The sequence below is a fragment of the Curvibacter sp. EU05-FHT14A10 genome (assembly GCF_058791075.1).
This window is the reverse complement of sequence record NZ_JBYTDE010000011.1, coordinates 146,328-165,313: the sequence shown is the minus strand read 5'-3', so window position 1 is coordinate 165,313 and position 18,986 is coordinate 146,328. Positions and strand designations below refer to the sequence as shown.

Below are 18,986 nucleotides of genomic sequence, written 5' to 3'. Positions count from 1 at the left end.
CATGGCAGTGTCTTGTTGATCATTTATTAGATACCGACCAGTCGGTCGTTAGTTTGATCCAGGTCATGACCGATCAGATGAGACTTGCCTAGAGTCAATCCCATCCAACCAACGGAAGAGCCCGTTCACCATGAGCACACCCGATTCCACCGCCCCAGCAGCCCCCGCCACCGACCAGGCTGCCGCCGCACTGGATGCGGCTTTTCATGCCGCCCTGGCACGCCACAGTGGTTCGATGTCGCTGGCCGCGCCCTGGCTGGCCGGTCTGGACTGGGCCATGCACCTGACACTGTCGCCCGGCAAGCGCCTGGCCCTGGCCCAGTTGGCCTGGCAGCAGGGTGAGCAGTTCGCCCGCTATGCCACCGAGTGCCTGATGGCCGGCCCCGGTCCGGCCCGCCAATGCATCGAGCCGCCGGCACGTGACCGCCGTTTTGCCGACCCGGAATGGTTGCGCTTTCCCTTCAACCTGCTGCACCAGGGTTTTCTGCTGAACGAGCAATGGTGGCAACAGGCCACCAGCGAGGTCTGGGGCGTGGAAAAGCACCACGCCGATCTGGTGGCCTTCGGCACCCGGCAATGGCTGGACATGTTCTCGCCCGGCAACCTGCTGCCGGCCAACCCGGTGGTGTTGCAGCGCACCCTGCAGGAGCATGGGCTGAACCTGCTGCGCGGCGCTTCGTTCGCCCAGGACGACCTGAAGCGGGCCAGCACGCATGAGCCGGCGGCCGGCACCGAGGCCTTCGAGGTGGGACGCGACCTGGCCTGCACCCCGGGTGAGGTGGTGTTGCAAAACCGCCTGATCGAGCTGATCCAGTACCGCCCCACCACGGCCCAGGTGCATCCCGAGCCGGTGCTGATCGTGCCAGCCTGGATCATGAAGTACTACATCCTGGACCTGTCGCCCGACAACTCCTTGATCCGCTACCTGCTGGACCAAGGTCACACCGTGTTCTGCATCTCCTGGAAGAACCCGACCGAGGCCGAGCGCGACCTGGCCATGGACGACTACATCGAGCTGGGCTTCGAGGCCGCCCTGAAAGCCGTGCAAGCCATCTGCCCGGCGCAGAAGGTGCATGCGACCGGTTACTGCCTGGGCGGCACCCTGCTGGCCATCGCGGCCGCAGCCCTGGCGCGCGACGGCCGCGATGAGCTGGCCTCGATGACGCTGTTTGCGGCCCAGACCGATTTCAGCGAGCCCGGCGAGCTGGGTCTGTTCATCGACGAAAGCCAGCTCAGCCTGCTGGAGGCCCAGATGGCGCAGACCGGCACCTTGAGCGCAGGCCAGATGGCCGGCGCCTTCCAGATGCTGCGCTCGAACGACCTGCTGTGGTCGCGCCTGATCAACGAGTACATGCTGGGTGAACGCCCCGCCATGAACGACCTGATGGCCTGGAACGCCGACGCCACCCGCATGCCCGCACGCATGCACTCGCAGTACCTGCGCCAACTGTTCCTGAACAACGACCTGGCCGCCGGTCGCTACCAGGTCCAAGGCCACCCCGTGTCGTTGACCAGCCTGCGCCTGCCCGTGTTCATGGTGGGCACCGTGACCGACCACGTGGCCCCCTGGCGCTCGGTCTACAAGCTGCACCACCTGAGCCCGGCAGAGATCAGCTTCGTGCTGACCAATGGCGGCCACAACGCCGGCATCGTCAGCCCGCCGGGCCACGCCCACCGCCATTACCAGTGCCTGACCCGCAGCGCCGACGGCGCCGCCCTGAGTGCCGACACCTGGCTCGCCCAGGCGCCCCAGGTCGAGGGCTCGTGGTGGCCGGCCTGGCGTGACTGGCTGGGAGCCCATTCAGGCGCCCCGGTCGCGCCACCCGCCCTCGGCGCCCCCGAACACCCGGTGCTGTACGCCGCCCCCGGCCACTACGTGATGGAGAAGTGAATGACGCCCCCTCTGCAAGGCAAGCGCGGCCTGGTGGTCGGCATCGCCAATGAACACAGCATCGCCTGGGGTTGCGCCCGGGCTTTCCGCGACGCCGGGGCCGAGGTCGCCGTGACCTGGCTCAACGACAAGGCCCGCCCCCATGTCGAGCCGCTGGCCGACCAGCTTCAGGCAGCGATCCGCGCGCCACTCGATGTGGAGCAGCCCGGTCAGCTGGAAGCCCTGTTCGACACCCTGGGGCGAGAGTGGGGGCAGCTCGATTTCGTGCTGCACTCAATCGCCTTCGCCCCCATGGCCGACCTGCACGGCCGGGTGGTCGATTGCTCACGCGAGGGCTTTGCGCGTGCCATGGACATCTCTTGCCACTCCTTCATCCGCATGGCGCGCCTGGCCGAGCCCCTGATGCACCAGGGCGGCACGCTGCTGACCATGAGCTACCTGGGCGCCGACGAGGTGGTGGCCAACTACGGCCTGATGGGCCCGGTCAAGGCCGCCCTCGAATCCAGCGTGCGCTACCTGGCCACCGAACTCGGCCCGCGAGGCATCCGCGTGAACGCGGTCTCGCCCGGCCCCTTGGCCACCCGCGCCGCCTCGGGCATCGCCCATTTCGACCAGCTGATGAGCCAGGCCACGGCACGCTCACCGCTGCGCCGCCTGGTGGGCCTCGATGAAGTCGGCGCCCTGTGCACCTTTCTGGCCAGCGACGGCGGCCGCGCCATCACCGGCGACACGCTGTACGTCGACGCTGGCGTCCACATCATGGGCTGAGCTTCCGATGCGATCACTTTCCAACCCCGCTTGCAGCACCCGGCCCCGGCTGAGCACTGGGTCCATTGCACTGGCCGGCAGCCTGTTGCTGGGCGCCTGCGCCCACACGCCCGCCCCACTGGCTTTGCCCACGGCCCCGGTGGCCGGTGTTTACGCCGAGGCCAGTGCCCCCGAAGGCCCGGCCGCCCCCACCCTGGCCTGGCACAGCTTCTTCACCGACCCGGCGCTGCAGGCCCTGATCACCCAGGCCCTGGCGAACAACCGCGATCTGCGCATCGCGGCTGCCCGGGTGCAACAGGCCCAGGCCGCCTGGGGCTTGCAACATGCGGCCAGCCTGCCCTCGGTGGTGGGCATGGCCGGCAACAGCCGGGTGCACCTGCCGGCCGGCATCAACCCGCTGGGCAGCACCGTGCAAGCCAGCGGGGCCAGCCTGGGCCTGGGCTTCGTGAGCTGGGAGGTGGATCTGTGGAACCGCCTGGGTCAGTTGCAGGATGCCGCGGCCCAGAATGCCGAAGCAGCCGAGCAGGCCCGACGGGGCGCCGAGCTCAGCCTGATGGCCCAGGTGGCCCAGGCCCATCTGGCCCTGGGTGAACTGGACGAACGCCTGGCCCTGGCACGCCAGGCCGAGGCCAGCCGCGCCGAGAGCCTGCGCATCTTCACGCGCCGCGTGGCCATGGGGGCGAGCTCGCGCCTGCAACTGACCCAGGTGCAGACCCTGCTGACGCAGGCGCAGGCCCTGGTGGTGCAGTTGGAGCAGGCCCGTGCCGCCCAGGCCCAGACCCTGATCGCCCTGGTGGGCACCCCCCTGGACCTGCCCGAGCGCGCCGACGCCCTGAGCCGACAAAGCCCGGTGGCCCAACTGCGCAGCGGCCTGCCCTCCGAACTGCTGCAGGCCCGGCCCGACATCGTGGCCGCCGAACACCAACTGCGCGCCGCCCATGCCCAGGTGGGCGCAGCCCGCGCCGCCTTCTACCCCAGCCTGACCCTGACCACCGTCCTGGGCACCACCAGCACGGATTTCGATGGCCTGTTCCGGGGCGCCAGCAAGGCTTGGCTGTTTGCCCCCAGCCTGAACCTGCCGCTGTTTGACGGAGGCCGGCGCGAAAACAACCTGAGCCTGCAGCAGGCGCGCCAGATCGAGGCCGTGGCGCAGTACGAGAAAAGCATCCAGAACGCCTTCCGCGAGGTGAACGACGCCCTGTCTGCCAGCCATGCGCTGGCCCAGCAGGTGCGCATCGCCGAGGCCGCTCTGCAGGCCCAGACCGAGCGCGCCCGCCTGTCCGAGCGCCGCTTTGACGCCGGGTCGGCAGCCTTTCTCGAGGTCCTGGACGCCCAGCGCGATCTGCTGGCAGCCGGGCAGCAACTGGTGCAGGCCCGCCGGGCCGCCATGGCCAGCCGCGTGCTGCTGTACGCCGCCCTGGGCGGCGGCACGCTGGCGGCGGCAGACGCCAGCCCAAGCACGACCGCCAGCCCCGCCAAGACCGCCACCGCACAACCCTGAGCACCCGCCTGCCGGAGCCGAGCCACACCATGAAAAAGCCTTCTTCCCTTCTCCCCATCGCTGCTGTTCTGGCCCTGGCCCTGGCCGCCGGGGCCTATGGCTGGACCCACCTGCGCGCCACCGGCCCCGGGCCGGGCTTTGTGAGCGGCAATGGGCGCATCGAGGCCACCGAGATCGACATTGCCACCAAGACCCCGGGCCGGGTGCTCGACATCCTGGTCGGCGAAGGCGATCTGGTCAGCGCCAACCAGCCGCTGGCCCACATGCAGATGCAGAGCCTGGAGGCCCAGCGCGACGAAGCCCGGGCGCGCCAGCGCCAGGCCGTGACCGGTGTGGCCAGCGCCGAAGCCCAGGTGGCCATGCGCGAAAGCGATGCCGCCGCCGCCCAAGCGGCCGTGGCCGCCCGCGAAGCTGACCTGGACAATGCCCAGCGCCGCCTGGCGCGCTCCACCGACCTGAGCCGCGACGGCGCCGCCTCGCAGCAGGAACTGGACGACGACCGGGCCCGCGCCCGCAGCGCCACGGCCGCCGTGGCCGCCGCCCGCGCCCAACTGGCCGCGGCCCAGAGCGCCATCGCCGCCGCCCGCTCGCAGGTGGGCAGCGCCCATGCCGCCGTCGTGGCCGGTGACGCCACCGTGGCCCGCATCCAGACCGAGATCGACGACGGCACCCTGGTAGCCCCGCGCGCCGGCCGCGTGCAGTACCGCGTGGCCCAGCCCGGCGAGGTGCTGGGCGCGGGTGGCAAGGTGCTGAACCTGGTGGACCTGTCCGAGGTGAACATGGGCTTTTTCGTGCCCGAGACCGTGGCCGGTCGCCTGGCCGTGGGCAGCGAGGTGCACCTGGTACTGGATGCCGCGCCGCAGTACGTGATCCCGGCCAAGGTGTCGTATGTGGCGGCCACCGCCCAGTTCACGCCCAAGACGGTCGAGACCGCCAGCGAGCGCCAGAAGCTGATGTTCAAGGTGAAGGCCCAGATCGACCGCGAGCTGCTGCGCCGCCATCTGCAGCAGGTCAAGACCGGCCTGCCCGGTGTGGCCTGGCTCAAGCTCGACCCCCAGGCCGAATGGCCCGCTGAACTGGCCGTGAAGGTGCCCCAGTGAGTGAAGCCTGCGCCAGCCTCCACGCGGTGAGCCTGCGCCACGGGGCCACCCTGGCCCTGGACAACATCACGCTGAGCCTGCCTGCGGGCTGCCGCGTGGGCCTGATCGGCCCCGACGGCGTGGGCAAGTCCAGCCTGCTGTCGCTGCTGGCCGGCGCCCGCGCGGTGCAGCAAGGTCGGGTCGAGACCCTGGGCGGCGACATGGCCAGCAGCGCCCACCGCGATGCCGTGTGCCCGCGCATCGCCTACATGCCGCAGGGCCTGGGCAAGAACCTCTACCCCACCTTGTCGGTGGAGGAAAACCTGCAGTTCTTCGGCCGCCTGTTCGGCCACAGCCCGGCCGAGCGCCGCCGCCGCATCGACAGCCTCACCGCCAGCACCGGGCTGTCGCCCTTCCTGAGCCGACCGGCCGGCAAGCTGTCGGGCGGCATGAAGCAGAAGCTGGGCCTGTGCTGCGCGCTGATCCACGACCCCGACCTGCTGATCCTGGATGAACCCACCACGGGCGTGGACCCGCTGTCGCGCAGCCAGTTCTGGGACCTGATCGACCGCATCCGCACCGAACGCCCGAGCATGAGCGTGATCGTGGCCACCGCCTACATGGAAGAGGCCGAGCGCTTCGACTGGCTGGTGGCCATGGATGCAGGCAAAGTGCTGGCCACGGGCAGTGCCCCCGAACTGCGCCAGCAGGCCGGCGCCGACACCCTGGAGGCCGCCTTCATTGCCCTGCTGCCCGAAGAGCGCCGCCGCGGTCACCAGGCCGTGCAGGTGCCGCCGCTGGACGCGGCGGCCGATCACAACATCGCCATCGAAGCCCAGGGCCTGACCATGCGCTTTGGCGATTTTGTGGCGGTGGACCATGTGGACTTCCGCATCCGGCGCGGTGAGATCTTCGGCTTTCTGGGCTCGAACGGCTGCGGCAAGTCGACCACCATGAAGATGCTGACCGGGCTGCTCAGTGCCACCGAGGGGCAGGCCTTGCTGTTCGGCCAGACCGTCAACCCCAACGACCTGGCGATTCGTCGGCGCGTGGGCTATATGTCGCAGGCCTTCTCGCTGTACAGCGAGCTCACGGTCGAACAGAACCTGGTGCTGCATGCACGCCTGTTCGGTGTGCCCGAGTCCGAGGTGGCCGGGCGTGTGGCGCACATGGTGCAGCGCTTCAGCCTCAGCGAGGTGGTGGGCAGCCTGCCCGAGAACCTGCCCCTGGGCATGCGCCAGCGCCTGTCGCTGGCGGTGGCCATGGTGCACCAGCCCGAGCTGCTGATCCTGGACGAGCCCACCTCGGGCGTGGACCCGGTGGCCCGCGACCTGTTCTGGCAGCTGATGATCGACCTGGCCCGCCAGGACGGGGTCACCATCTTCATTTCGACCCATTTCATGAACGAGGCCGAGCGCTGCGACCGCATCTCGCTGATGCATGCGGGCCGAGTGCTGGTCAGCGACACGCCGGCGGCCATCGTGCGCCAGCGCGGTGCGGCCACCCTGGAGGCCGCTTTCATCAGTTACCTGCGCGAGGCCACCGGCGACGAGGCCGCCCCCCAGGCCACCGCACCCGCAGCGACCGCCCCTGAAACAGCGGTGCCCACCCATTCCGGCACACCGGCACGGCGCAAGCGCTTCAGCCTGGCCCGGGCCCTGAGCTATTCGCTGCGCGAGGCCCTGGAACTGCAGCGCGACCCCGTGCGCGCCACCCTGGCCTTGCTGGGCACGGCCATCCTGATGTTCATCATCGGCTATGGCATCAGCCTGGACGTGGAAGACCTGTCTTACGCGGTGCTGGACCGCGACCAGACGGTGCTGAGCCAGAACTACGCCCTCAACCTGTCGGGCTCGCGCTACTTCATCGAACGCCCCCCCATCACCAGCGATGCCGAACTGGACCGCCGCCTGCGCAGCGGCGAGCTGGCCGTGGCCATCGAGATCCCACCCGGCTTTGCCCGCGACCTGGAGCGCGGCCAGACCGTGAGCGTGGGGGCCTGGGTGGACGGCGCCATGCCCACCCGCGCCGAGACCGTGCGCGGCTATGTGCAGGCCCTGCACATGGGCTGGATCGCCGAGCAGGCCGAACAGCGCCTGGGCGTGCGCCTGGCCGCCGCCAGCCAGATCGAAACCCGCTACCGCTACAACCCCGATGTGAAAAGCCTGCCCGCCATGGTGCCGGCGGTGATCCCGATGCTGCTGATGATGATCCCGGCCATGCTGACGGCCCTGTCGGTGGTGCGCGAGAAAGAGCTGGGCTCGATCATCAACCTGTACGTTACGCCCGTCACGCGCATGGAGTTTCTGCTGGGCAAGCAACTGCCCTATGTGGGGCTGGCGATGTTCAATTTCGCCCTCATGACCGTGCTGGCCGCCACCGTGTTCGGGGTGCCGGTGAAGGGCAGTGTGGCCACGCTCACGCTGGCTGCCTTGCTGTTCGTGATCAGCGCCACGGGCTTCGGTCTGCTGGCCTCGACCTTCACGCGCAGCCAGATCGCGGCCATGTTCGTGACCATGATCGGCACCCTGATCCCCTGCGTGCAGTTTGCCGGCCTGCTCAACCCGGTGTCCTCACTGGAGGGCACAGGCGCCCTGATCGGGGCGGTGTACCCGGCCACCCACTTTCTGACCATCAGCCGCGGTGTGTTCAGCAAGGCGCTGGACCTGGGGGCGCTGACCGGTTCATTCTGGCCGCTGGCGGCCTCGATCCCGGTGATCCTGGGCCTGGCCGTGGCGCTGCTGAGAAAGCAGGAGAGCTGAGCCATGAGTCGACTCAAGAACATCTATCGCCTGGGCGTGAAAGAGCTGTGGAGCCTGATCCGCGACCCGATGATGCTGGTGCTGATCGCCTACACCTTCACGCTGTCGATCTACGTGGCCGCCACGGCCATGCCCGAGACGCTGCACAACGCCGCCATCGCGATCGTCGACGAAGACGGCTCGCCACTGTCGGGGCGCATTGCGCAGGCCTTCTACCCGCCACACTTCAACACGCCGCGCCTGCTGACCCTGACCGAGATGGATGCGGGCATGGACAGCGGCGACTACACCTTTGTGCTGGACATCCCACCGGACTTCCAGGCCGATGTGCTGGCCGGCAAGGCGCCGCGGGTGCAGCTCAATGTGGACGCCACGCGCATGAGCCAGGCCTTCACGGGCAGCAGCTACATCCAGCAGATGGTGTCCGACGAGGTGACCGAGTTCGTGCACCGCTACCGGACGCCAACCCGGCTGCCGGTCGAGCTGAATGTGCACACGCGCTTCAACCCCAACCTGGAGCAGTCGTGGTTCGGCTCGCTGATGGAGATCATCAACAACGTCACCATGCTGTCCATCATCCTGACCGGTGCAGCCCTGATCCGCGAGCGCGAGCACGGCACCATCGAGCATCTGCTGGTGATGCCCGTGCGCCCGCTGGAGATCATGCTGGCCAAGGTCTGGGCCATGGGCCTGGTGGTGTGGAGTGCGGCGCTGATCGCGCTGATCTTCGTGGTGCAAGGGGCATTGCACGTGCCCATCCAAGGCTCGCTGGCGTTGTTCATGCTGGCGGTGGCGCTGCACTTGTTCGCCACCACCTCGATGGGCATCTTCCTGGCCACGGTGGCCCGCTCGATGCCTCAGTTCGGCATGCTGCTGGTGCTGGTGCTGCTGCCCCTGGAACTGCTGTCGGGCGGCATGACGCCACGCGAAAGCATGCCCCGCCTGGTGCAGGACCTGATGCAGGCGGCCCCCACCACCCACTTCGTGACCGTGGCCCAGGCCATCCTGTACCGGGGCGCCGGCCTCGATGTGGTGTGGCCGGCACTGCTGGCCATTGCGGTGATCGGCAGTGTGCTGTTCAGCGCTGCGCTGGCCCGCTTTCGCAACACCATCAGCCAGATGGCATGAACGCCTGAGGCTCTGATGCCGTCGGAGACCCTGTCACAACCCGGTCATGCAGCCCACCGATACCCGCTGAGCCTCAGCCCCCGACGCTGACCTATCCTGTCGAAACGCCTTCAAAGAGGAACGATCCATGCCGCCAGAGACCCTTTCGCCCGCGCCCTTGGAGGCGCTGCAGACGGTGCGCAACCGCACCTTTGACGAGATCGCCGTGGGCGACTCCGAATCGATCCGTCGCCAGCTCACGGCCGAGGACATCCAGCTCTTCGCCATCCTGTCGGGCGACGTGAACCCGCAGCACCTGGACGCCGATTACGCCGCCGCTTCGCGCTTTCATGGCGTGATCGCCCACGGCATGCTGGGCGGCGCGCTGATCTCGGCCGTGCTGGGCACGCGACTGCCCGGGCCAGGCACCATCTACCTCGGCCAGACCCTGCAGTTCATGGCCCCGGTGCGCATCGGCGACACGCTGGACGTGCAGGTCACGGTGACCGAGCGCGAGGAGACCAAGCGCCGCCTCAAGCTGGCCTGCAGCTGCGTCAATCAGGACGGGGTGACCGTGATCCGTGGCGAAGCGCAGGTGATCGCCCCCACCGAATCGGTGTCGCGCCCGCGCAGCACCCTGCCCGAGGTGCACCTGAGCGCCGGCAACGACGGCCCACGCCGCCTGCTGGCCGAAGCCCGCCCGCTGGGCCCGATCCGCATGGCCGTGGTCCACCCCTGCGACGCCCTGAGCCTGTCCGCCGCCCTCGATGCGCAGGCCGCCGGCCTGATCACCCCCGTGCTGGTGGCGCCCCGTGCGCGCCTGGCGTCAGTGGCCGCCGAAGCCGGCCTGAGCCTGGACGGCCTGCTCATCGAAGACGTGCCGCACAGCCATGCCGCGGCCGACCGCGCGGTCGAGCTGGTTCGGCAGGGCCAGGCCGAAGCCCTGATGAAGGGCAGCCTGCACACCGACGAACTCATGGCCGCCGTGGTGTCGGCCGAGCACGGCCTGCGCACCAAGCGCCGCATCAGCCACTGCTTTCTGATGCAGACCCCGGCCTACCCGCGACCCTTCATCATCACCGACGCGGCCATCAACATCGCCCCCGGCCTGGACGCCAAGGCCGACATCGTGCGCAATGCCATCGAACTGGCCCACGCCATCGGTGTGGCCCAGCCGCGGGTGGCCATCCTGGCCGCGGTGGAAACGGTCAACCCCGCCATGCCGGCCACGCTGGACGCCGCCGCCCTGTGCAAGATGGCCGACCGAGGCCAGATCAGCGGCGCCCTGCTTGATGGCCCGCTGGCCTTTGACAACGCGGTCTCGGCCGCGGCGGCCCACATCAAGGGCATCCAGTCCGAGGTGGCCGGACGTGCCGATGTGCTGGTGGTGCCCGACCTCGAAAGCGGCAACATGCTGGCCAAGCAGCTGGAGTACCTGGGCGGCGCCGCCAGTGCCGGCATCGTGCTGGGCGCGCGCGTGCCCATCGTGCTGACCAGCCGGGCCGACTCGCGCGAAAGCCGCATCAGCTCGTGCGCGATTGCCGTACTGCTGGCCCACCGCTACCGTGCCACCCCCCCCTGAGGAGCACCATGAACACGCACATCCTGGTCCTGAACTGCGGCTCGTCGAGCATCAAGTTCGCCCTCTTCGACGCCAGCCGGCCGCCTCTGCCGCGCAGTCCGGTCTGGGGCGGCAAGATCGAAGGCATTGGCGGCCCCCAGGCCACCCACAGTGAAACCGGTCAGCCACCGGTGGGCCTGAGCCTGGACCCGACCCAGCCCTACCACGCAGCCCTCGAACACATTGAGCGCCGCGTGCTGGCCCAGCCCGGCGCGCAACACCTGGCGGCGGTGGCGCACCGGGTGGTGCATGGCGGGTCCAAGTACTTCGAGCCGGTGGCGGTGAACACCCAGGTGCTGGCCGACCTGCGCGAGTACATTCCGCTGGCACCACTGCACCAGCCCTTTGCCCTGGAGGCCATCGAGGCCCTGCTGGAGCGCCAGCCCCAGTTGCTGCAGGTGGCCTGCTTTGACACGGCCTTTCACCACACCCTGCCCCAGGTCGAGCAGATGTTGCCCCTGCCCTATGCGGCCTGGGAGCGGGGGCTGCGCCGCTACGGCTTTCATGGCCTGTCGTACGCCTACCAGGCCCTGGTGCTGCCCGAGCGCCACGGCGCTGTGGCCCATGGCCGCACCGTGGTGGCCCACCTGGGCTCCGGCGCCAGCCTGTGCGCTCTGAACGATCTGAAAAGCGTGGCCACCACCATGGGCTTCTCGGCCCTGGATGGCCTGATGATGGGCACGCGCTGTGGCGCGCTCGACCCTGGCGCGGTGATCTACCTGATGGAAATCGAGAAACTGAGCCTGCAGCAGGTCGCCCATGTGCTGTACCACGAGTCGGGCCTGCTGGGGGTGTCGGGCCTGTCCTCCGATCCGCGTGTGCTGCTGGCCCACGAGGCCGGCAATGAGCGTGCCCGCGCCGCGCTTGACCTCTATGTGCGGCGCATCGTGCGCGAGATCGGTGCCCTGGTGGCCGTGCAGGGCGGGCTGGACCTGCTGGTCTTCACCGCCGGCGTGGGGGAACACAACGCCGAGATCCGTTCGCGCATCTGCCAGCAACTGGGCTTTCTGGGTCTGCGCCTGGACAACGCCGCCAACCAGGCCCACCAGGCCTGCATCTCGGCGCCCGACAGCGCGGTGCGGGTGGCCGTCGAGCCGGCCAACGAGGAATGGGTGGCGGCCCGGGCGGCGGCCCGGCTGGTGGGGTTGGCGGTTGACAGCGATGGCAGGTAGCTCACAGATGTCAAAGCAGGCATGGATTCTGGCGTGCGGGTGAAGCCCGCGTGACCCTGATCGAATCACCAATGCGCAGGCTTGCTGGCGGGCTTCTTGCGTGTAGGCACGTTGATGGGCATTTGCGCTTGCGCCAATTCATCGTCCCGGATGTATCGGCGAACCCAGTGAGCCAAGTCCGTCAATCTTTTGTTGGGCACCTTGCCCGTGCCTGCACTCGGCTCACGCAAAGGCATCACCAACCCAATTTTGACCGCAGGAACATCTGCGCGCACCCTGCGCAATGCGGGCTCCAGATCGCTGTCGTTCGAACAAATCACCAATTGCTCACTCTGCCCCAACACCGCATCGCGATAGATGTGCAGGGCCATGTTCACATCCGTCTGCTTCTCCTCAATCATCCAGACTGGCAACACATCGTTCTTGTCGGGTGCCTGCCCCGGTTCGTACCGGGGCAATGCCGTGGGCTCAAAGACATGAAACCCCTGGATGAATTCCAGCAACTGCGGATGGCGGGCTCGCAATGCGCGGTGGTATTGGGTTTGCGCCTGAGCCGACGCCTCACCATGCCGGGCATAGGATGCTTTGATGGGCGCAGTGAAAAATTTGATCGTGTCGACGACCGCAGAGGGGTCCTGAATCTGGACGATGCGATCTCTGAACAGAGCGGCCACATCGAGCCATTTGTAAGGTGTGCCTTTGAGTCGCGAGTAATACAGGTTGAAGCCGTCGACGTAGATCGTTGTTCGAGACACTTTGGAATCCACCCATGAAAAAGCCACCTTGCGGTGGCCTTTTCGCCCCAAGCCTGAGTCAACCAAATGACACCGCGAGGGGATTGTAGGAAGCCATTTTAGCGGTCCGCCTGTGATCTGTACGGGCCAGAACAGTGCAAAGACCGCCGCTCATCCAGCCTCAGCCCACTGCCCCTAGCCATGAGCCATGAGCCATGAGGCACATCGGATCCCATTGATGTAGAGACCTCAAGGCTGGCCCAGGTCCATCAGCAGCCGGGTGGTCAGGTACAGGCGGGGCACGATGGAGTCGACCTCGATGTACTCGTCCCGGGCGTGGTAGCCGAAACCGGCCAGGCCAAAACTCTCGACCACGGCCGCCTTGCCCGAGCGGCTGGCAAAGCCGGCATCGGTGGCCGCACCCACCATGTCAACCAGGGCCAAAGGGCGGCCATCCAGCTCAGCGTAGATGCCTTGGGCACGCTGGGCCACGGCCCGACCGGTGGCAGAAGCCAGGTAGGGCGGGCGCCCGATGGTCATGGTGACGGTGGTCTCGGTGTCGGGCACCACCTTGTTGCGTTGCACGGCCGCCTGCAGCTTTTCGTTCAAGGCTTCTGCCGCACCAGGCTGGGTGGTGCGCACATCGGCGCCCGCGGTGGCCAGTTCGGGAATCTGGTTGCGCACCGTGCCCGACTGCGAGGTGGTCCAGTTCAGTTGGGCGCCGGGCACGCTCTTGGCGATGTCGCGGGTCTGCACCAGTTGGTTCGACAGTTCGATCAAGGCGTTACGGCCCAGCTCGGGGGCTGCACCGGCGTGCGAAGCTTTGCCCTTGACCTGCAGGGTCACGGTGGCCGTGCCGGCAGCCCCCAGCAGCAGCCCCTCCTGGCGCGCCACGGCCTTGGCGGCCGTGGGCTCGAAGGACAGCACCACATCCTGCTGCGCACCCAGGGTGGCAATGGTCTCGCCCGAACCGATCGAGCCCACCTCTTCGTCGGGGTTGAACAGCACGGTCAGGGTGGCGTAGTCGGTCCAGCCCCGCTCACGCAGCAAAGCCAGTGAATGCAGGATGACCGCGATGCCGCCCTTGTCATCAGCAATGCCCGGGCCATAGATGCGGCCACCCTCCACCTTGTAGGCCTGGGTCTTGAGGATGCCGGGCTGGTAAACCGTGTCCATGTGCGCCTGCAGCATCAGGTGCTTGCGCCCCGTGCCCTGCAGGGTGCCGATCACGATGTCGGCCCCAGCGCCCGCCGTGGTCTTGCGGCGCTCGGTCTTGAAGCCCAGGGCCTGCAGCCGCTGCTCGGTGAACGCCGCCATGCGGGCCAGGCCCGCCACATCCGAGCTGCCCGATTCGATCATCACCATCTCACGGAGGCTCTCGATCACGGCCGGCTGGGCTTTTTCGGCCGCCGCCTTCAGGGTCGCATCAGGGGCGGCAAGCGCCCCGATGGAGCCAGCAGCCAAACAAAGAGCGCTCAGCCAGCGGGCGGGTTGGGAAAGACGGAAGGGCATGGGGAATCTCCTGGCAGTCAATGAGGGTTTGAGACAGCGGTGCGCAAACTATAGCCAGCCCGAGGGGACTGGCTGCTCGCCCAGGTGACAGCAGCCCAAGGGCACAATATCAACCCGAATCCATACACCCCCTGCCCCCCGACATGCCCCGCATCCAGTTCACGCTGCCCGAGCGCTTCCTTTTCTCGACCGACATCCAAATCTACATCAGCCACGTCAATCAGGGCGGTCACCTCGACAACGCACAGTTGCTGACCCTGGTGTCCGAGGCACGCGTGCGCTTTTTCAAATGGCTGGGCTACCGCGAGTCGGGGGTGGAGGGGCTGAGCATCGTGGTGGGCGACATCGTGGCCCAGTACAAATCCGAGGGTTTTCACGGCGAAACCATGCAGGTCGAGATGCTGCCCGAAGACTTCAACCGCTATGGCTTCGACCTGGTGTTCCGCATGACCGAGCGCGACTCGGGCCGCGAGGTGGCCCGCGGCAAGATCGGGGTGGTGTTTGTGGGCCGGGTCGACAAGAAGGTGACCCTGGTGCCCGAGGCCTTCCTGGCGCGGCTGGCCGCCGCCCAGGCCTGACCTCACGGCTTCTTGATCCAGCCCCCTGGCGCGCCGCACGGGGCGTGGCACCATGGGTGATTTTCCCCCCTCCTCCTGAGCCCACGATGAACCCGACCTCCTGGCTGGCCTACGACCACTATGCCTACGCTGCCTTTGCCGTGCTGGGCACGCTGGCGGCGGTGCTGTTCATTCAATGGGCGCTGCTGCGCTCGCGCTGGGCCGGCTGGCTGCAGGGTCTGCAGGGGGTGGCGCCGCCGTTCATCAACATCATTGGCGTGCTGTTCGGCCTGACGCTGGCCTTTTTGGCCAACGACACCTGGAGCGCCCACGACAAGGCCATGTCGGCCGTCTACCAGGAGGCCGATGCCCTGCGCACCTTGCGCGTGCTGGGCCACGACCTGCCTGCGCCGCTGCACCAGGCGCTCGACGAAACGGTGCTGGCCTATGCCCGTGCCAGCGCGGCCGAGTGGCCTGAGCTGGCTCGGCGCGAGCAGAGCCCGGCCGTGCAGGCCCAGGGCGAGGCCTTGCTGCACCTGCTGGCCAGCCGGGCGGTGGAGCAAGCCGCCGGCGCCGGCGTGCAGGCCCAGATGCTGCGCGAGGCGCGGCTGCTGGCGGGCCAGCGTGACCTGCGCATTGCCCTCAGCCAGACCCACATCAACCCGCTGAAATGGCTGGGCATGGCGTTTCTGGGCTTTGTCACGCTGTTGTCGGTGGCGGTGGTGCACATCGACCGGCCCCGGGTGGTGGCCACGGCCACGGTGCTGTTTGCGCTGGCGGCGGCCCCCACGGCCACCATCGTGCTGATCCAGGGCAACCCCTTCCAGCAGCCCACGGCTGTGACACCGGCGCCGCTGTTGGCGGCCACGGGCCGCCCCTGAGGCCTGGGCAGGGCCTCCTATAATCAGCCGCCTTGGGACTGCCCCAAGGCGTGGCCCGACCGGCCCTCTGGGCCGGCCCTGGCTTCTTAACCCCCAATACACACCAGCGTGCGCGTGAAGTCGGTTGCGATGACCCCACAGCCATCGGTCGCCTGCGCGCTGGCCACCCGTCCACACGCCGGCCCATGCCCCCTTTGAAACCTCAAGCCCCGGCCGGCAGGCCCTCCCCTGGCGCCCGCCTGCAGCGCGGCCGCGCCGGGCTCTGGACCTGGCTGGGCCTGTTCGCGCTGGCCCTGTTGTGGCTGCTGCCCCTGGGCACCCGGGCCCTGATCACCCCCGACGAAGGCCGCTACGCCACCCTGTCGCTGGGCATGCTGCACAGCGGCGACTGGATCACCCCGCGCCTGAACGGCCTGCTGTATTTTGAAAAGCCGCCCCTGCAGTACTGGGGCGGGGCGCTGGCCATGGCCGTGCTGGGGGTGAGCGACTTCAGCGCCCGGCTGTGGTCCGGCCTGGCCGGGCTGCTGACCCTGGGCCTGGTGGGCCACACCGCCAGCCGGCTGTGGGGCGAGCGCACCGGCCGCATTGCGCTGCTGACCGGCGCGGGCACCACCTGGCTGGTGCTGAACAGCCATTTTTTATCGCTTGATGCCGGGCTGTGCGCGGCGCTGACGTTGGCGCTGTGCGGCTTTCTGCTGGGCCAGCAGGCGCAGGCCGAAGGGCGGCCGCGCAGCGGCTGGATGCTGGCGGCCTGGGCCGGCCTGGCGCTGGCGGTGCTCAGCAAGGGCCTGGTGGGCCTGCTGATCCCGGGCGCGGTGCTGGTGTTGCACAGCCTGTGGCGGCTCGATTTCCGCATCTGGCGGGCCATGCGCTGGGGCCCCGGCCTGCTGCTGTTCGCCCTGATCACCGTGCCCTGGTTCTGGGCGGTGTCGGCGCGCAACCCCGACTTTGCCTGGTTCTTTTTTGTGCACGAGCACTTTGACCGCTACCTCAAGCCCGATCACAACCGCTCGGGCCCGGTCTGGTACTTTTTGCCCTTTCTGCTGCTGGGTTTTCTGCCCTGGACCAGCGCCCTGCCCTGGCTGACCCGGGTGCGCCGCAGCGACTTTGCGCCGAGCTTTCTGCTCTTGTGGGCGGGCTTTGTGCTGCTGTTCTTCAGCATCTCCAGCTCCAAGCTGCCCTCGTACATCCTGCCCATGTTCCCGGCCCTGGTGCTGCTGCTGGCCCCGGCCATCGAGCGCGCCAGCCAGCGGGCCCTGGCCTGGCACCTGGGGCTGCCGGCCCTGCTGTGGCTGGGCGGCGGCCTGGCCTGGCTGCTGGCCGAGCGCATCGCGGGCAGCGACAGCGACCCGGTCGTGGCGCACACCCTGCTCAACGGCATCGGCCTGGCCAGCGCCCTGTTTCTGAGCGCCTGTGGCCTGGCCTGGTGGCTGCTGCGTCGCCACCGCCGACTGCTGGCCGTGGGGGTGGTGGGCATCAGTCACTGTGCCTGCGTGCTGATCGGCCTGCAGGCGCACAACGGCTACGGTTTGCAGAAAAGCAGCGCGGAGCTGGTGCAGGCGGTGCCCGAGGCCTTCGACCCCGCCGTGCCTGTGTACGCCGTGCGCAGCTACGACCAGACCCTGCCCTTTTACCTGCGCCGCCCGGTCACCCTGGTGGACTACCGCGACGAGTTCAGCTTTGGCGAGCAGCACGAGCCCCAGCGCTGGATCGCCAGCCTGCCCGAGTTCGTGGCCCGCTGGCAGGCCGAGCCGCGTGGCGTGGCCTACCTCGAAGGCGATACGCTGAAAGAACTCACCGCCCTGGGCCTGCAGGCCCGGGTGGTGCTGCGTGACGACCGCCGCGTGCTGCTGGCCAAGCCCTGAGCCCTCACATCCCCCTTTTGCTGCCCCACCCCATGAAAATCACCGACTTCCTGTTTGTCCTGGCCGGCGTGCTGCTGAACGCGGGCGCCCAGCTGCTGCTCAAATCGGGCGCCAGCGCGGTCGGGCCGATCCAGGGCTTCGAGGGCCTGCGCAACGTGGCACTCACCTTGGCCTTCCACCCCGGGGTGATCGGCGGCCTGTTCTGCTATGTGCTGAGCGTGGTGCTGTGGATCGTGGCCCTGTCGCGCGTCGATGTGAGCATGGCCTACCCCATGCTGTCGATCGGCTATGTGGTCAATGCGCTGCTGGCCTCGGCCCTGCTGGGCGAGGTGATCTCGGCCCAGCGCTGGGGCGGAATGGCCATCATCTTGTTGGGCGTCGCTATCATCGCCCGCAGCTGAACCCGCCTCTTGGAGCCCCTCTTGCAAGCCTTTTTGCCTTTCACCCGCCCCTCGATCGACGAAGCCACCATTGAAGACGTAGGCGCCGTGCTGCGCTCAGGTTGGCTGACCACCGGCCCGCGCTGCCAGGCCCTGGAGGCCGCGCTGTCGGCCCGCTTTGGTGGCCGCCCGGTGCGCCTGGCCAGCTCGGCCACCGCTACCCTGGAGCTGGGCCTGCGGCTGGCCGGCGTGGGCCCCGGCGACGAGGTGATCACCACCGCCCTGACCTGGGTGGCCACCGGCAACGTGATCCTGCAGGTGGGGGCCCGCCCCGTGCTGGTCGACATCGACCCCGCCACCCGCAACTTCGACCTGGACCTGGTGGAAGCCGCCATCACCCCGCGTACCAAAGCCCTGCTGCCGGTGGACCTGGCCGGCCTGCCGGTGGACCGACAGCGCCTGTATGACATCGCCCAGCGCCATGGCCTGCGCGTGATCGAGGACGCGGCCCAGTCCATGGGCGCGAACTGGGCCGGCGAAGAGATCGGCCTGAAGGGCGACCTGGTGTCGTTCAGCTTCCATGCCAACAAGAACATGACCACGGCCGAAGGCGGCTGCCTGGTGATGAACAACGAAGACGAGGCCCGACGTTTCGAGCGCCTGCGCCTGCAAGGCGTGGTGCGCTTCCCCGACGGCAGCGCCGATGTGGAAGAGCTGGGGGGCAAATGCAACCTGACCGACGTGGCCGCGGCCATCGGGCTGGGCCAGCTCAAGCAGCTTGACGGCTTCAACCAGCGCCGCATCGCGCTGGCCCAGCGCTACTTTGAGCTGTTCCCGCGCGATCTGGGCTTTGATTTGCCGCTGGCCGATTTCCAACAGAGCAACTGGCACATGTTCCAGCCCCTGCTGCCCGTGGGCGTGGCCCGGGCCGATTTCATCGCCCGCATGCGCGAGCAGGGCATCGGCATCGGGGTGCACTACCCGGCCATGCACCTGTTCACGCTGTACCGCAAAATGGGCCACTTTGAAGGCCAGTTCCCGCACGCCGAAGACGTGGGCCGCCGCACCGTGACCCTGCCCCTGTTCCCGGCCATGGCCGACAGCGATGTCGACCGCGTGTGCGCAGCCGTGCGCCTGGCCTTGTCCTGATTTTTTG

15 protein-coding genes are annotated in these 18,986 nt (G+C 68.4%); 13 read left to right on the top strand and 2 right to left on the bottom strand.

Annotated features, from left to right (window positions below; translation table 11 throughout):
• Nucleotides 1-130: 130 nt before the first annotated feature.
• The 8 genes from AC3WUT_RS20720 (at nt 131) to AC3WUT_RS20685 (ending at nt 11,901) form a co-directional block, all read left to right on the top strand.
• Nucleotides 131-1,891 carry a PHA/PHB synthase family protein gene (locus AC3WUT_RS20720; protein WP_492348975.1) on the top strand — a complete coding sequence of 587 codons (1,761 nt, stop codon included), beginning with the start codon at nt 131-133 and terminating at the stop codon, nt 1,889-1,891.
• Nucleotides 1,892-2,659 (top strand): enoyl-ACP reductase FabI, encoded by a 768-nt coding sequence (fabI, locus tag AC3WUT_RS20715; protein WP_492348974.1) that lies wholly within the window; start codon nt 1,892-1,894, stop codon nt 2,657-2,659.
• Between the two features lie 7 nt (nt 2,660-2,666).
• Nucleotides 2,667-4,160 carry an efflux transporter outer membrane subunit gene (locus tag AC3WUT_RS20710; protein WP_492348973.1) on the top strand — a complete coding sequence of 498 codons (1,494 nt, stop codon included), beginning with the start codon at nt 2,667-2,669 and terminating at the stop codon, nt 4,158-4,160.
• Nucleotides 4,161-4,189: 29 nt separating this feature from the next.
• Nucleotides 4,190-5,260, top strand: coding sequence for an HlyD family secretion protein (locus tag AC3WUT_RS20705; RefSeq protein WP_492348972.1), 1,071 nt, complete (start codon nt 4,190-4,192; stop codon nt 5,258-5,260).
• A complete protein-coding gene (rbbA, locus tag AC3WUT_RS20700; RefSeq protein WP_492348971.1) occupies nt 5,257-8,001 on the top strand; it encodes a ribosome-associated ATPase/putative transporter RbbA in 2,745 nt (914 codons plus the stop codon). The genes AC3WUT_RS20705 and rbbA overlap by 4 nt, the downstream gene beginning before the upstream one ends.
• Before the next feature lie 3 nt (nt 8,002-8,004).
• Entirely contained in the window at nt 8,005-9,129 is a 1,125-nt protein-coding gene (locus AC3WUT_RS20695; RefSeq protein ID WP_492348970.1) for an ABC transporter permease, read from the top strand.
• 127 nt (nt 9,130-9,256) lie between these two features.
• Nucleotides 9,257-10,690 carry a bifunctional enoyl-CoA hydratase/phosphate acetyltransferase gene (locus AC3WUT_RS20690; RefSeq protein ID WP_492348969.1) on the top strand — a complete coding sequence of 478 codons (1,434 nt, stop codon included), beginning with the start codon at nt 9,257-9,259 and terminating at the stop codon, nt 10,688-10,690.
• Between the two features lie 8 nt (nt 10,691-10,698).
• Nucleotides 10,699-11,901 (top strand): acetate/propionate family kinase, encoded by a 1,203-nt coding sequence (locus AC3WUT_RS20685; protein WP_492348968.1) that lies wholly within the window; start codon nt 10,699-10,701, stop codon nt 11,899-11,901.
• Nucleotides 11,902-11,966: 65 nt separating this feature from the next.
• On the opposite strand, the gene AC3WUT_RS20680 is transcribed toward AC3WUT_RS20685, so the two are convergent.
• Both AC3WUT_RS20680 and AC3WUT_RS20675 read right to left on the bottom strand, forming a co-directional pair.
• Nucleotides 11,967-12,683 carry an NYN domain-containing protein gene (locus AC3WUT_RS20680; protein WP_492348967.1) on the bottom strand — a complete coding sequence of 239 codons (717 nt, stop codon included), beginning with the start codon at nt 12,681-12,683 and terminating at the stop codon, nt 11,967-11,969.
• A 201-nt stretch (nt 12,684-12,884) separates the two neighbouring features.
• The gene (locus AC3WUT_RS20675; protein ID WP_492348966.1) at nt 12,885-14,147 is read right to left on the bottom strand and encodes a M20/M25/M40 family metallo-hydrolase; all 1,263 of its coding nucleotides are present in this window, start codon (nt 14,145-14,147) and stop codon (nt 12,885-12,887) included.
• 143 nt (nt 14,148-14,290) lie between these two features.
• Here AC3WUT_RS20675 and AC3WUT_RS20670 point away from each other — a divergent pair, with 143 nt between their 5' ends.
• From AC3WUT_RS20670 to AC3WUT_RS20650, 5 genes are all read left to right on the top strand, one after another.
• Nucleotides 14,291-14,725, top strand: coding sequence for an acyl-CoA thioesterase (locus AC3WUT_RS20670; protein ID WP_492348965.1), 435 nt, complete (start codon nt 14,291-14,293; stop codon nt 14,723-14,725).
• An 86-nt stretch (nt 14,726-14,811) separates the two neighbouring features.
• Nucleotides 14,812-15,585 (top strand): bestrophin-like domain, encoded by a 774-nt coding sequence (locus tag AC3WUT_RS20665; RefSeq protein WP_492348964.1) that lies wholly within the window; start codon nt 14,812-14,814, stop codon nt 15,583-15,585.
• A 185-nt stretch (nt 15,586-15,770) separates the two neighbouring features.
• A complete protein-coding gene (locus tag AC3WUT_RS20660; RefSeq protein ID WP_492348963.1) occupies nt 15,771-17,450 on the top strand; it encodes a glycosyltransferase family 39 protein in 1,680 nt (559 codons plus the stop codon).
• 32 nt (nt 17,451-17,482) lie between these two features.
• Nucleotides 17,483-17,851 carry an EamA family transporter gene (locus AC3WUT_RS20655; RefSeq protein ID WP_492348962.1) on the top strand — a complete coding sequence of 123 codons (369 nt, stop codon included), beginning with the start codon at nt 17,483-17,485 and terminating at the stop codon, nt 17,849-17,851.
• A gap of 21 nt (nt 17,852-17,872) precedes the next feature.
• Complete coding sequence (locus AC3WUT_RS20650; protein WP_492348961.1) at nt 17,873-18,979, top strand: DegT/DnrJ/EryC1/StrS family aminotransferase; 1,107 nt, start codon at nt 17,873-17,875, stop codon at nt 18,977-18,979.
• Nucleotides 18,980-18,986: the final 7 nt, after the last annotated feature.

Excerpts from the sequence above, each read along its gene's own strand:
- AC3WUT_RS20710 (WP_492348973.1), top strand. The coding sequence starts at position 2,667 with ATGCGATCACTTTCCAACCCCGCTTGCAGCACCCGGCCCCGGCTGAGC.
- AC3WUT_RS20655 (WP_492348962.1), top strand. The coding sequence starts at position 17,483 with ATGAAAATCACCGACTTCCTGTTTGTCCTGGCCGGCGTGCTGCTGAAC.
- AC3WUT_RS20670 (WP_492348965.1), top strand. The coding sequence starts at position 14,291 with ATGCCCCGCATCCAGTTCACGCTGCCCGAGCGCTTCCTTTTCTCGACC.
- AC3WUT_RS20695 (WP_492348970.1), top strand. The coding sequence starts at position 8,005 with ATGAGTCGACTCAAGAACATCTATCGCCTGGGCGTGAAAGAGCTGTGG.
- AC3WUT_RS20705 (WP_492348972.1), top strand. The coding sequence starts at position 4,190 with ATGAAAAAGCCTTCTTCCCTTCTCCCCATCGCTGCTGTTCTGGCCCTG.
- AC3WUT_RS20675 (WP_492348966.1), bottom strand. The coding sequence starts at position 14,147 with ATGCCCTTCCGTCTTTCCCAACCCGCCCGCTGGCTGAGCGCTCTTTGT.
- AC3WUT_RS20660 (WP_492348963.1), top strand. The coding sequence starts at position 15,771 with ATGCCCCCTTTGAAACCTCAAGCCCCGGCCGGCAGGCCCTCCCCTGGC.
- AC3WUT_RS20690 (WP_492348969.1), top strand. The coding sequence starts at position 9,257 with ATGCCGCCAGAGACCCTTTCGCCCGCGCCCTTGGAGGCGCTGCAGACG.
- AC3WUT_RS20665 (WP_492348964.1), top strand. The coding sequence starts at position 14,812 with ATGAACCCGACCTCCTGGCTGGCCTACGACCACTATGCCTACGCTGCC.
- fabI (WP_492348974.1), top strand. The coding sequence starts at position 1,892 with ATGACGCCCCCTCTGCAAGGCAAGCGCGGCCTGGTGGTCGGCATCGCC.
- AC3WUT_RS20720 (WP_492348975.1), top strand. The coding sequence starts at position 131 with ATGAGCACACCCGATTCCACCGCCCCAGCAGCCCCCGCCACCGACCAG.
- AC3WUT_RS20685 (WP_492348968.1), top strand. The coding sequence starts at position 10,699 with ATGAACACGCACATCCTGGTCCTGAACTGCGGCTCGTCGAGCATCAAG.